The organism is Halosimplex pelagicum (assembly GCF_013415905.1).
GTDB classification, from domain to species: Archaea; Halobacteriota; Halobacteria; order Halobacteriales; family Haloarculaceae; genus Halosimplex; species Halosimplex pelagicum.
The window spans coordinates 2,923,370-2,935,756 of the sequence record NZ_CP058909.1; the positions used below are offsets into that span (position 1 = coordinate 2,923,370).

The 12,387-nt window shown below is 71.4% G+C and carries 13 protein-coding genes and 1 tRNA gene; 4 read left to right on the forward strand and 10 right to left on the reverse strand.

The features are described 5' to 3' along the window. Positions 1 to 58 precede the first annotated feature (58 nt). Positions 59 to 2,464, forward strand: coding sequence for an outer membrane protein assembly factor BamB family protein (locus HZS54_RS14620; protein ID WP_179917849.1), 2,406 nt, complete (start codon positions 59 to 61; stop codon positions 2,462 to 2,464). A gap of 3 nt (positions 2,465 to 2,467) precedes the next feature. Here the strand turns inward: HZS54_RS14620 and HZS54_RS14625 are convergent, their stop codons facing one another. Next, positions 2,468 to 3,382: a M48 family metalloprotease gene (locus HZS54_RS14625; RefSeq protein ID WP_179917850.1), complete on the reverse strand. Its 915-nt coding sequence runs from the start codon at positions 3,380 to 3,382 to the stop codon at positions 2,468 to 2,470. A gap of 108 nt (positions 3,383 to 3,490) precedes the next feature. Between HZS54_RS14625 and HZS54_RS14630 the strand changes: the two genes are divergently transcribed. After that, a complete protein-coding gene (locus tag HZS54_RS14630; RefSeq protein WP_179917851.1) occupies positions 3,491 to 3,949 on the forward strand; it encodes a plastocyanin/azurin family copper-binding protein in 459 nt (152 codons plus the stop codon). Positions 3,950 to 3,998: 49 nt separating this feature from the next. On the opposite strand, the gene HZS54_RS14635 is transcribed toward HZS54_RS14630, so the two are convergent. The 4 genes from HZS54_RS14635 to HZS54_RS14650 are packed head-to-tail and all read right to left on the reverse strand — an operon-like array spanning position 3,999 to position 6,630. Then, positions 3,999 to 4,649, reverse strand: coding sequence for a 30S ribosomal protein S3ae (locus tag HZS54_RS14635; RefSeq protein ID WP_179917852.1), 651 nt, complete (start codon positions 4,647 to 4,649; stop codon positions 3,999 to 4,001). After that, positions 4,646 to 4,951: a KEOPS complex subunit Pcc1 gene (locus HZS54_RS14640; protein WP_179917853.1), complete on the reverse strand. Its 306-nt coding sequence runs from the start codon at positions 4,949 to 4,951 to the stop codon at positions 4,646 to 4,648. The genes HZS54_RS14635 and HZS54_RS14640 overlap by 4 nt, the downstream gene beginning before the upstream one ends. Beyond that, on the reverse strand, positions 4,948 to 6,165 hold the full coding sequence (locus HZS54_RS14645; RefSeq protein WP_179917854.1) for a serine/threonine-protein kinase: 1,218 nt from the start codon (positions 6,163 to 6,165) through the stop codon (positions 4,948 to 4,950). The genes HZS54_RS14640 and HZS54_RS14645 overlap by 4 nt, the downstream gene beginning before the upstream one ends. After that, complete coding sequence (locus HZS54_RS14650) at positions 6,166 to 6,630, reverse strand: 30S ribosomal protein S15 (protein ID WP_179917855.1); 465 nt, start codon at positions 6,628 to 6,630, stop codon at positions 6,166 to 6,168. Positions 6,631 to 7,067: 437 nt separating this feature from the next. Here HZS54_RS14650 and HZS54_RS14655 point away from each other — a divergent pair, with 437 nt between their 5' ends. Continuing rightward, positions 7,068 to 8,459 carry a DUF7289 family protein gene (locus tag HZS54_RS14655; RefSeq protein WP_179917856.1) on the forward strand — a complete coding sequence of 464 codons (1,392 nt, stop codon included), beginning with the start codon at positions 7,068 to 7,070 and terminating at the stop codon, positions 8,457 to 8,459. A 51-nt stretch (positions 8,460 to 8,510) separates the two neighbouring features. On the opposite strand, the gene HZS54_RS14660 is transcribed toward HZS54_RS14655, so the two are convergent. From HZS54_RS14660 to HZS54_RS14680, 5 genes are all read right to left on the reverse strand, one after another. Then, positions 8,511 to 9,284 (reverse strand): DUF7289 family protein, encoded by a 774-nt coding sequence (locus HZS54_RS14660; protein WP_179917857.1) that lies wholly within the window; start codon positions 9,282 to 9,284, stop codon positions 8,511 to 8,513. Further along, on the reverse strand, positions 9,281 to 9,844 hold the full coding sequence (locus HZS54_RS14665) for a DUF7266 family protein (RefSeq protein WP_179917858.1): 564 nt from the start codon (positions 9,842 to 9,844) through the stop codon (positions 9,281 to 9,283). The genes HZS54_RS14660 and HZS54_RS14665 overlap by 4 nt, the downstream gene beginning before the upstream one ends. Beyond that, a complete protein-coding gene (locus HZS54_RS14670) occupies positions 9,837 to 10,739 on the reverse strand; it encodes a DUF7261 family protein (protein ID WP_179917859.1) in 903 nt (300 codons plus the stop codon). Before HZS54_RS14670 ends, HZS54_RS14665 begins: the two co-directional genes overlap by 8 nt. Further along, the gene (locus HZS54_RS14675; RefSeq protein ID WP_179923029.1) at positions 10,727 to 11,290 is read right to left on the reverse strand and encodes a DUF7288 family protein; all 564 of its coding nucleotides are present in this window, start codon (positions 11,288 to 11,290) and stop codon (positions 10,727 to 10,729) included. The genes HZS54_RS14670 and HZS54_RS14675 overlap by 13 nt, the downstream gene beginning before the upstream one ends. A gap of 83 nt (positions 11,291 to 11,373) precedes the next feature. Beyond that, the gene (locus tag HZS54_RS14680) at positions 11,374 to 11,973 is read right to left on the reverse strand and encodes a DUF7287 family protein (protein ID WP_246391657.1); all 600 of its coding nucleotides are present in this window, start codon (positions 11,971 to 11,973) and stop codon (positions 11,374 to 11,376) included. A 232-nt stretch (positions 11,974 to 12,205) separates the two neighbouring features. Between HZS54_RS14680 and HZS54_RS14685 the strand changes: the two genes are divergently transcribed. Next, positions 12,206 to 12,277, forward strand: a tRNA-Ala gene (locus HZS54_RS14685). Positions 12,278 to 12,387 lie beyond the last annotated feature (110 nt).

The window sequence follows — 12,387 nt, forward strand, 5'->3', positions numbered from 1 at the left end:
CGACGACCGAGCCAGCCCGACAGAAGGCCTTTATCCTCGTGCCGACCAGCCGAACGCGATGCCCTCCGAAGAGCCCCCCGCCGAGCGGTCCGAGCGCCGAACGACCGACCGGCGCCGCCTGCTGGCAGCGCTGTCCGGCGGCGCCGCAGCCGCCCTGTCCGGCTGTTCCGGCGTGTTCGGCGACACCGCGGAGTCGGACGCGCCCACGGAGTCGGGGACCGCGACCGCTACCGCCGACGCCGCGACCCCGACCGAGACCGACCCGTCGCCGCCGACGCCCACCGCCGAATCGGCGGACGCGTCCGTGCCCGAACTGAACGGTCCCTGGCCGACCGTCGGCGCCGACGCGGGGAACACGGGGACCGTCGACGCGGCCGGACCGCGCGGGGAGCCGTCGGTCCGCTGGCGGAGCTACGTCGCTCTCGAAACGGAGATGATCGCCGAGAGCGGGCCGGACGGGCCGGTCGCGACGCGGACCGACGGGACCATCTTCGCCTACGACGCCGACGGGGCGCTGCGGTGGCGTCGCGAACGCGACGACGGCATCCGGGCCGCACCCGTCGTCGCGTCCGACGGGGCCGTCGTCGTCGGGACGACCGAAGGAACCGTGGTCGCCTACGACGCCGACGGGAGCGAACGCTGGACTCGGGAGACGGAGGAGTGGCTGGTCGCCTCCCACGCCAACGACGCGACGCCGTTCCGGATCGCGGACGGGGTCGTCCTCGTCGCGCATCCCCGCGGGACCGCATACGCGTTCGACCTCGCCAGCGGGGACGAACGGTGGTGGGAACCCATCCCACCGGAGGCCCATCGCCCGGCGGTCGCCGGCGACCGGGTGTTTCTCACCGGGCAGCGGTCGGTCGACGACGAGAGCCGTGTGCTCGCGCTGTCGCTCGCGGACGGCACCGAGCGATGGAACGTCGCCGCCGACGGCACCGTCAACATCGGGCTCGGCCTCGGAGACGGCGTCGTCTACAGCGCCGACATCGACGGGCTCGTGACCGCCCACGACATCGACGACGGGAGCGAGCGCTGGCGGGTCCGCCTGCCCGACGAGCCCTGGATCAGCACGATCCCCGTCGAGTTCGCCGGGCGCGTGTGGGTCGGGACCCTCTCCGACGGACTCTTCGCGCTGACCGAGGACGGCGTCGAGACCACCGTCGGGGTCGCCGGGCCGACCTCCCCGGCGGTCGCCGGCGACCGGATCTACGTCGGGAGCGACGAGTCGGGAACCTCGTCGGCTGAGCGGACCGGATCCGTCGTCGCCCTCGACGCCGACGGCGACGAGGTCTGGCGGACGGCGACGCGCGGGCACCCGCAGTCGCGAGTCACCGTCCGTGACGGACGCGTCGCGACCGCGACCGACGCCGGCGCCGTCGAACGGCTGGCCGCGAGCGACGGTCGACGGTCCTGGCGGACGTTCGAACGCCCCGACCGCCTCCCCTCGCCGGCGGTCGGACCGACGACGGCCTACTGCGGGAACCGTCGGACCGCCGTGCGGGGCTACCGCGTGAGCGACGGCGTCAGCCACCTCTGGAGCGTCGGCACGGCCGGTCCGGCGCCGGCCACCCCGGCGGTCGTCGGCGAGACCGTCGTCACCGGGGACAGCGGCGGCGAACTCGCACGCACGCCGCTCCTCGATTTCGCGGACGAACCGCGGGGTCGACTGACCGAGACCGCGACGCCGGACCCCGATGCCTCGCCGACGCCCCACGTCGACGCGCCCGCACCGGAGCCGCGGTGGCGAACGACGGTCGACGGCCCGGTCAGCGACGTCGGGTACGGCCCGGAGGGCGTCGTCTGCGGGAGCGGGTCGGCCGTCGTCGCGCTCGCGCTCGACGGGGACTCCCGCTGGGAGACGGACATCGGCGCCCCCGTCCGCGGCGCTCCGGCCGTCGCCGACGGGACGGTCTACGTCGCGTCCGCGGACGGGACGGTCGCGGCGCTGTCGGCCGACGACGGAACCGAACGCTGGCGGCGGTCGGTCGGCGACGCGGCGACCGCGCCCGCCGTCGGGTCGGCCGACGGGCGGGACGTGCTCGTCGCGGGAACCGACAGCGGGGTCGTCTCGCTGTCGACCGCCGACGGGAGCGAGCGCTGGCGGACCGGCCAGGAACGGATCCGCGGGACGCCAGCCGTCACCGACTCGGCCGGGTCGGCCGGTCCGCTGGCCGTCGCCGGCGGCGACGACGGGCTCGTCCGCGGGCTCGCGCTGTCCGACGGGAGCGAGCGATGGACGACCGAGACCGGCGGGGCCGTCCACGGGTCGCCCGCGGTCGCGGACGGGATCGCCCACGTCGGGAGTCGGGACAGCACCCTCTACGCGATGGCCGTCGGCGACGGGACTGTCCGCTGGGAACTGGAGCTCCCGGACTGGGTCGACGGGTCGCCCGCGGTCGCGCACGGGGCCGTGTTCGTGGTCGACCAGTCGGGGACGCTCTCGGCGGTCGTCGGCGACCGGTGACGCCTACGCTCGCTCGAACTCCCCGGTCAACTCGGAGAGGCGTTCGACGCGCTCGTCGGGGTCGGGGTGGGTCTCCATCATCCGCACGACCCGCGATTTCGCGTCGGCCGGGACGATAAAGAGGGCGTTCAGCTCGGCGTGGTCGCGCAGGTCCCGCTCGGGCGTCGCGGCCATCTCCGCGGTGATCGTCTCGATGGCGGCGGCCATCGCCGCGGGCTTGCCGGTGATGACGGCGGCGCCGCGGTCGGCGGCGTACTCGCGCTGTCGGGAGATCGCTCGCGAGACGAGGTAGCCGCCGATCCAGGCGACCATCGAGACGGCGACGAAGGCGAGGAACCACGGCATCCCGCCGTCGCCGCCGCCCGCGCCGTCACCGCCGCCGTCGCCGAACCACCAGAAGTTCCGCACGACCATCGCCGCGACGGTCACGAGGGCGGTTACGACCGACATTATCAGCGCGTCGCGGTGTTTGACGTGGGCGATCTCGTGGGCCAGCACCGCGTCGAGTTCGTCGCCCTGCAGCGTGTCGAGCAGGCCCTCGGTGACCGCGACGACGGCGTCGTCGCGACCCTTCGCGGTCGCGAAGGCGTTGGGCTGGGTCTGGGGCGAGACCGCCACGTCCGGCTTCGGGACGCCGGCCTGGCTGGCGAGCCGGTTCACGCGCGCGTGCAGGTCGGGGTACTCGGCTCGCGAGACTCGGTCGGCGCCGAGCGCCCTGAGCGCGGCGTCCGGCGCGTACTTGTACTGGAGGGCGACGAGCACGCCCGCGACGCCGACGACGAGGAGCAGGCCGGTGCTCCCGAAGGCGTCTGTCGCCCACCACGCGGCGACGCCGACGAACGCGGCGTAGAGGACGGCCATCCCGGCCATCGCCGCGAGCATGCGAACCCGGAGGGACCAGTCGGGCTTGGGCTGCATGTCCGGCCGTAAGATTCGCATCTTCAAAGACGTTTCTCCGCGCCGGGCCAGGGCGACGCCTCGCTCGATATCGAGCCCTCTATTTGCCCGGAGTTCCGAGACCGAGATATGGACAGACGGGCGTTCCTCGGGAGTCTGGGCGGCGTCGCCGTCGCGGTCGGGCTGGCCGGCTGCGGGCAGACCAGCGGCGACACCGGGAACTACGACGTGGGGATGACCACGCGGAAGTTCGACCCGGCGTCGGTCGAGGTGCCGCCGGGGACGACCGTCCGCTGGAAGAACACCAGCTCGCACGCCCACACAGTCACCGCCTACGAGGACAGCATCCCCGACGAGGCCGAGTTCTGGGCGACCGGCGACTTCGACTCCCAGGCCAGCGCCGAGGACGGCTGGCTCGGCGGCAACGAGGGCGGGATCTACGAGGGCGAGACCTACGAGCACACCTTCGAGACGGTCGGCACGCACGCCTACTTCTGCATCCCCCACGAGGCCAGCGGCATGGTCGGGAACGTCGTCGTCAGCGAGGACGCCACCGCCGCCGGGACGGACGCGGCGACCGACGCGTAGCTGACGGGCTCGGTCGGCGAAAGAAAGCGAGCGTCGGGCGCGAAACGCCTCAGTCGGCGGATTCGTCGACGGCGACTTCCTCTTCGTCGACGTCGACGGAGGTCTCCTCTTCGGCGGCGACTTCCTCGGGGCGGGCCTCGAGGGTCAACTTCTGGATCTCCACGCGGCGCAGCGGGTAGATCGTCTTGGCCTCGTTGTAGATGGCCGAGGAGAGGCGGCCCTCGACGATGCTGTCGACGAGTTCCGCGTAGGTGCGCTCGCGGGCGTTCTCCTCGACGAGGTCGATCATCTGGCGGCGGATGGCCTTCTCCTGGCTCTCGTCGGCGCTCTTGGTGGTGAGCGCGACGGGCTGGATCTGGACGCGGTAGTCGTCCTCGGTGAGGACGGTGATGTAGGCCTCGATCTTCGAGGAGCCGCGGCGGACGAGCGAGCGCAGGTAGTCCCGCGTCAGCTCGTGTTTGATGAACTCGGTGTACGCCGAGTCCGACGCGACCTCGTTGACCTTGAAGGTTAGCTTGGTGTTGTTCTCGCTGGCCTCGTTGCGCAGGTCGCCCAGCGTGGTCTCGATGGTGCGGCCGAGCACCTTGTCCGGTTCGTCCGCGACGGTCTCACCCAGCTCCTCCCGGTCGAACTGCTCGGGCGCTATCAGGGTGTACCACCGCTTCTCTTGCTTCTGCCGTGAAACTGATCGTTCGCTCATGTGTTGGTGTCTGTGTCCGGTGTGTCGTTCGTCGGCTCTGTGCCGTCCGCTGTCCGCGCAGCGTCGTCCGCTGCGTCTCCCGAGTCGCCGTCCCTGCCGAGTCGGTCCGCGACCCGGCAGTTGACGACGTAGTCGTCGACCGTCGACCGCAGGCCGGTCGTCCCCTCGCGGGCGACCGTCGTCACGACCGCCTCGCCATCGGTCCGCGTCTCCATCTCCGCGGTGTTGTCGGGGGCGAGCGCGGCCGCGACGCGTTCCGCGGCGTCGTCGCCGTGGGTCGTCGTGATCGTCGCCCGTCTCATAGCGCCTCCCTGAACGCGGTGATGAACGCGCCCGTCTCCACGTCGAAGCGGGCGCGGCCGGTCGTCCCGGTCGCCGCCGCGGTCCCGTCGACGCCCTCGGCGGCCGTCGACAGGACCGTTTCGAGATCCCGGTCGTCGGCGACCGCGGCCGCCGCGCCGTCGGTGACCGCGAGGGTCACCGGCTCGGGCGAGCGGTAGGCGTGGACGAGCCGCGCCAGCGTGGCGACCGGCGCGGCGTCCGTCTCCGCGCGTGCGACGAACAGCCCGTCGTATCGGCCGGTCGTCGCGTCGGCGACCGCGCCGTGGGCGCGTCGGGCATGCGAGCGCCACGCGTCGAGCGCGGCCTCGTTCACGTCGTGCCCGAGCGCGAGCGCGACGCCGGTCCCGGGCCGCTCCCGGGCGACGGCGTCGAGCACGTCGGCGTAGCCGCCGACCGTCTCGAACGGGGCGACGGCGTCGAGCACGTCGGCGTAGCCGCCGACCGTCTCGAACGGGCCGCCGACGAACGGGCGCAGCGCCCGCTCGACGGCGTGACCGCCGCGCGGCGGGATCGAGTCGTCGCCGACGGTCCGCAGCGCGACCAGCGAGGCCACGCGGCGATTGGCCGTCTCGTCGAGGGCCGTCGCGTCGACGACGGGACCGGAGCCGTCGGCCGATTCCTCGGCGTCGAGCCCCGCTCCGTCGAGCGCCGCGGCGACCGCCTCGGGGTCGCCCGAGAACGGCGCGTGGACGAGCGTCGAGTGGGCGAGCCCGTCGACCAGATCGGTCGTCGGGACGGCCACGCCGGGTCGGCGTTCGATGCCCGCGGTCTCGGCGGCCTCGGCGACCGACCCGCCGAGCGCGCGGCCGTCGGCGACGCAGCCGGCGAGCGCGAGCGCCAGATCGGGGTCGGCGTCGAGTTCGCGCGCGACCGCGAAGGCCGTCTCGCTGGCGGGCTCCGCACCGGCGGCGATCGAGCAGTCGGCGACGGGGTCGCTCCGCCCGACGGCGACGGTCAGGTCCGCGTCGGTCGACCGCTCGGCGTCGGCGGGGAGGCCGGCGACCGAGACCTGGAACGGTCGGTCGCGGTCGGCCAGCGCCCGCGCGAGGACGCCGCTGGCGGCCAGCGCGTCACCGGTCGCGGCGCCGACGAGGCGGACGAAGCCGGCCTCGCGGAGCCGGTCGGCGATCTCGCCGGCGGCGGGGGCGTCCTCGGAGCGGGCGGTGGCTGACATCTATTCGAGGAGTTCGGCGACTTCGTCGTAGCTGTAGGCGAAGTCCTCGTCGAGTTCGTCGCCGCGGTAGTAGTCGACGAGGCGGCGGATCTTCGCCTCCGTGTTCTGGAGCGCGCGCTTGTTCTGGTGGTCGGTCGGGTTCTCGTCCATGTGCTCGTGCAGGCGGACGGCCCGCTCGAAGAGGTTGCGCAGGTCCTCGGGCAGCTCGGGGTCGGCGTCGTTCTCCTCTAAGATCTCGGTGATCTTCTTGCCGGTCGCCAGCGAGACGTCCGGGACGGGGGTCCCGTTGACGCCCTCGTCGCGCAACTTGAGGCCGATCTGGCTCGGGCTGTGGCCCTGGTCGGCCAGCTCGACGACGCGCTCCTCGATCGCCGATTCGTCTACGTCACTCCACTCCGGGGGTTCGTCTGCCGCCGGCTTGTCCGAACTGGACGAGCCGCGACGGCGGGTGTGCATTCGTGCCATTGTTAGATTGGAACGCGACTGACCGCTGGTCGGCGGGCGGCGACCGGGCGTCGACCCCGGTCCCGGCCCGCACGGTGCGTGTGTGCGCCGCGCGCTCCGCGAAGAAGCGGCGATCGGCGCGAACACGGCCGCAATCCCGAGCCCCGAAAGCGCGAGGCGAGTCAGATTTGCGGTCGTGCGTTCCCACCGGAGAGTCCCGCTTGCGACACTAAACGGTTACTATCGACCGCGCCGGCCGTCGCGACCGTCACGGACCGGCCCGCCGCAGGGTCCTCGACGCTCGCGCCCCCAACCCGAAACGGCCGCCGGGCCCGAACGTACGAGAAAATGTCAACTTTGGTAATATTGAATTTTCATTTTTGATACCGAGGTCCGCGCGCTTATTGAGGACGGAGTGGAACGGTGGGCAGATGCCGACGAGTCACGACGGTCGAGGAGTGAGCAGCGTACTGGGGATCGTGTTGCTGTTCGCCGTCGTCCTCGGGGGGACCGCGGTCGTCGTCACGGTCGGGGCGACGGCGCTGGACGACACGCGCCAGCAACTGGACACGGGTCGCGCGGAGAAGACCCTGACGCAGTTCGACTCCCGGAGCGCGATGGTCGCGCTCGGCGGGACGAGCCGCCAGGGCGTCGATCTGTCGGCCGTCCCCGGCGCCGCCTACGGGGTCGACGACTCGGCGGGCTGGATGAACGTCACTATCTACAACCAGACCGCCGACGAGCGGACGACGCTCACCAACGTGACCCTCGGTGCCGTCCGCTACGAGAACGGTGACCGGACGATCGCGTATCAGGGCGGCGGGGTCTGGAAGGGGACCGAGGCCGGGGCGACCATGCTCTCGCCGCCGGAGTTTCACTTCCGGGAGGCCACCCTGACGCTGCCGATCATCACCGTGAGCGGCACGCCGACCCTCGGGTCGGGCGCGACGGTCACCAAGGCCGAGCCGACCCGGGTCCGCTACCCCAACGCGACCGCCGACCCCCACTTTACCAACCCGCTGGAGTCGGGCCACGTGAACGTCACCGTCCACAGCGAGTACTACGAGGCGTGGGGTCGCTTCTTCGCCCAGCGGACCGAGGGGAACGTCAGCTACGACCACGCCAGGGGGACCGCCCGCGCGAAACTGGTCGTCCCGTTCCACGAGGGCTACGACCAGGTCCTCGCGGCGACCCAGCCCGGCGGGATCCGGATGAACGGCAACGACGACCCGCCGCCGCGGTCGGCGACCGGCATCAACTACCCGCTCGTCGACGAGCGGATCGAGAACCGCATCGACGAGTGCGAGAGCGACGACGCCGCCTGCGAGGAGATGCCCGCGGACAACGAGATAACGAGCGGTGGAACCTACTTCACGGACTCGTACTTCTCCGGGACGCTCGACGTCGACAACCCCGGCGACGACGTCACGGTCGTCGTCGACGAGAACTTCAGCCCCGACGGTGTGACGATCACCAGCAGCCACAACACGACGGTCCTCGTCGGCAAGTCGTTCGATATGGGATCGAACGACTTCCTCAACGACGGCGGGCAGGCGAGCGACCTCTCGGTGGTCATGCACTCGAACGGCGCGGTCAACGGCAACGGGAACTTCAGGTTCGTCGGCCTGCTGTACGCGCCCGGGTCGGACTGCAACATGAACGGCGGCGGGGCGGTCGAGCCGAACATCGTCGGCGGCGCCGTCTGCGAGCGCGTCACGGTCAACGGCAACCCCAACGACTTCGACTACGACCCCAGCGTCGCGAACACCGACCTCGAACTGACCGGCGATGTCACGCCGGTCACCTACCTCCACGTGACCGAGAACCCCGTCAACGTCACCGGGAAGTGACGCGAGGGCGCCCAGCGGGCGACCGCGGCGGAAGAGCGCCGCCCGGCCGCGTCAGGGCTTCAGTTCGACCGCGATCCGGACTTCGGTGACGTAGAGCCGCTCGGGCGGCTCGTCGAGGTGGCACGAGACCGTGTCGGCCCCCGACCGGGAACAGGTCAGCGCCGAGTCCCGGCCGAGCATCTCCAGCCAGAGGTCGCTCCGGGGGGAGGTGACGTTGATCCAGACGTCGTCGTAGGTGCCCTCGTCGTCCGCCACGGGGACGAGGCGGTCGTTCGCCCGCGCGCGCACGAGGACCGTCGAACTCTGGATCTGCTGGCCGGTGTCGGTCGCCGAGACGGTCGTGACGACCGGGATCATGGTCCGCCGGTCGTCGAACACCGGCGACCACGACTGGACGACGGTGCCGCCCTGCGGGTCGTCGCGGAAGATGGCGCCCATCGCGTAGACGAGTTCCGTGTCGCCGTCGTCGTAGACGATCGGACGGATCTTGTGTGTCCGGTTCTCGAGGAACGACGGGTCGCTCGCGCTCTCGTTCGGGTCGCGGACGGTGACGACCGTCTCCGCGCCGAGCGAGAGCGAGGCGTCCTCGAGGCTGATCTCGGTGGCGCGGCTGGGCGCCCCCCGCTCGGCGATGTCCCCCATGTTGTCCGACAGGACCTCCATCGCGCGCACGGCGTTGTCGGTCTGCTGGGCGTCGCGGGCGGATTCGAGCCCGGCGAGCCCGGCCACCGAGACGATCGCGACGACGCTGGCGATCATCCCGAAGACCATCACGAACCCGACGATGTCGCTCACGCCGCGCTCGCCCACGACGGGGCCGTTCATCCGCGCACCTCCAGGTGGGGGTCGTCCGGCCCGTCGGGGTCGCCGGGGTCGCCCTCGTCGTAGACCACGCTGATGTCGCCGCCGGAGACCGACCCGGTCGCCACCGCGGTCTCGGTCTCGAACCGGACCGACACGCTGACCGACGGGTCTGCCGTCGAGAGGTTCAGCCACTGCCCCGAGCCGGTGTCGGCGACTTCGACGGTGTAGCCCGCGCCGGCGACGGTCCGCGGGAGCGACGCGTTGACCGCGACGGTCTCCGTGCTCGCGCCGGCCCGTGCGAGCCTGTCCGCTGCGACGACGTCGCCGGCGAGTTGCTGGCCGACGACGCCGAGTTCCGTCCTGACGACCTCGGTCCGCTGCTGGGTCACGAAGTCCCCCGCCGTCACCAACAGTCCGGTGATGACCAGCGACGCGACCGCCAGCGCGAGCGTGTACTCGAGCGCCGTCGACTGGCCGCGGTTCGCACGCAGGAGGCCGCCGTCGTCCGGGCCGCTGTCGTGCGGACCGTCGCCGTCACCACTCCCCGGGCGCTGGCGGGGCCGCGGCGGAGGACTACCCACGTCTCTCACCCGGCCCGACCCGGATGGTCGACCGATAGCGGAGGTCCGGCGACCAGTAAACGAGGTCGACCTCCATCGAGTAGAGTATCTCGGTCCCCTGGGCGTCGGTCACCTCGGAGCCGGCGGCTCCGTCGACGACCATCGTGTAGTCGCCGCTCGCGACCGACCCGTTCTCGAACCGGAGGTCGTACGGGCCGGACGCCCCCTTCAGGTCGAGCGCGGCGCAGTCGTCTCCCGCGACCGTGCCGGCCGCGAAATCGACCGTGAAGTCGCCGGCTATCGACGGCTCGCACTCCGAGTACGTCCCCGAATCGTTGACACCGACCGTGTACGACGACCCGTCGTGCGACACGTTCACGTACCAGGTCTCGGCGTCGTCGGCGACGACCCGGAGCTCCTCGCTGTCGGGGCCGGACCACCCCTCAACGTCGAGGCGGAACGTGTGAAATCCCCGCACCCCGGTGGCGACGGTCCAGTCGTCGAGGCCGCCGTCGGATCCGAACGTCCCGTCCGTGTTCGTGACGTTGACGCCCGGGTTCGTCCGCGTGACGCTGACGTTCGTGATCTGCCCGTGGGCCGCCTGCTGGCGCCGGGTAGCGTCGTAATAGACCTCGACGGAGTCCCGGACACTCCGATTGAGGGCCTCGTGGTCGCCGCTGTGTGCGTCGTGGGCGTAGCGGAACGAGTCGGACGCCATCGTCGCCGTCGCCCGGTGGAACGCGTGGGCGTTCGCCGTCTCGGCGGACTCGCTGCGCGTCGCCAGGTTCTCCGTGTAGATGGCGGCGTTCGTCACCAGCGCCAGCGCGACGAACACGACGGCCAGCGCGAACGCCCCGATCAGGATTATCTGACCGCGGCCGCCCCGGCGGTCGGCGCCCGGCCTCAGATCCGCCACACGACCACCTCCACGTTGATCACGCTGTAGACGCCGGCGCTCGACTGGCGCGGCACGAAGTACGTCGACTCGTCGCTGACCGTCGTCCCCGTCGGGTCGCCGTTCCCGTCGCGGATCGCGTCGTCCGTCATCAGCGACAGCGACCACGTCGCCCGGACCGCGTGGTCGCTTGGCACGCCCTGGTCGACGTACTCCTGGGTCCGGAGCCGCCCGTCCGCGCCCTGATAGCGCAGGTAGACGTTGTAGGCGATACCTTGCCGGTCGAACGAGCGTTCGAGCATCTCGCCGAAGCGGTTCGGCGGCGCCCCGGTCGTGAAGCGGCCCACGTCCGGCGTGTGGTAGAACTGCTCGCTCGTCGCGTTCCACGAGAGCACCGCCCGTTCGAGCGCGCCGGTCTCGGCCGCCGAGGCGAGTACGCCCCTGGCCGTCCCCTCCTGCTGGTTTTCGATGTGCTGGCTCGACGTGCTCGCCGACAGCGGCGTCACCGCCGTCATCTCCAGCGCGAACACGACCGCCGACAGCACGATCAGGGCCGCGACCACGCCTTCCAGCGTGTGAGCCTGCCCCCGGTCGCTCCGCCCCCGGTCGCACGGCGACCCGCCCGGTCGCCGACCGTCCGGTGGTCGACGAACGGTCACCACATCACCACCCGCACCGTGACATCGCGCCCGTCGAGCAGTGCGACCCGCTGCGCGCTGACCGTCTTCCCGCCGCTGCCCGCGGGATTCGACCCGTCGGCGAGAACGGTCTCGCCGCCCGCGCCCGAGCACTCGACGAGCGCCGAGGCGCTGTCGTCCCAGCAGAGGATCGCGTCCTCGCTCGACCCCGCGTCGCCGCTGATCGTCACGTTCACCGGCGTCCGGTCGAGGACGCCGACCCGCTGCTGGATGGGGTCGCCGTCGAACCCGCACCGCGAGTACCCCTCGTCGAAGAACGCCCGGGTACACTCGCCGTCGAGCACGTACGGCGCGGTCGCGTTGCCCAGCGACCGCTGGGTGAGGTCGTCGGCGACGCGGTTGGTCGCCGGCGTCTCCGACTGGCCGCCGTCCGAGAACGGGTCCAGCATCCCCGGCACGAACGCCAGCGCGAACGTCAGCGCCAGCAGGAAGATGCTCATCCCGATCGCGAAATCCAGCGTCGTCTGTCCGCGCCTGCCGCGCTGCTCGCCGCTGCCGATTCCTCGTGAGCCCGCGCCGTGTGTCGCGAACCCGTCACTATCTCCGGATGCTGACATCGTGTGTCCCTGACGGCGGTCGCGGGCGTCGCCGTCGTCCCCCGAACGACGCTCCGAACCGGGCCGTGTCTGGCGTGGGAAACGCGATTCCCGGTTATATCCGTTGGCCCACTATTACAATATATGATACTGCCATACTCAGACGGATGACACACCGGCGTGGTAGTCGCTGACGGAGCCTCGACGCTTCGATGGGTTTATGCAACAGTCCCGGCTACCGGTATTTGCGTGCGGGCTCGTAGATCAGTGGTAGATCATCCCCCTGGCACGGGGAAGGCCCCGGGTTCAAATCCCGGCGAGTCCATCCTTCTAACGCCGGTATATCGAGGGTAGAGGAACGTCCGCGTCTGCCCTTCTACCGGCTACGTTCGGCGTATTTACCTTCGGTTAGGCTTCCATTCGGTGTTCGGGTTC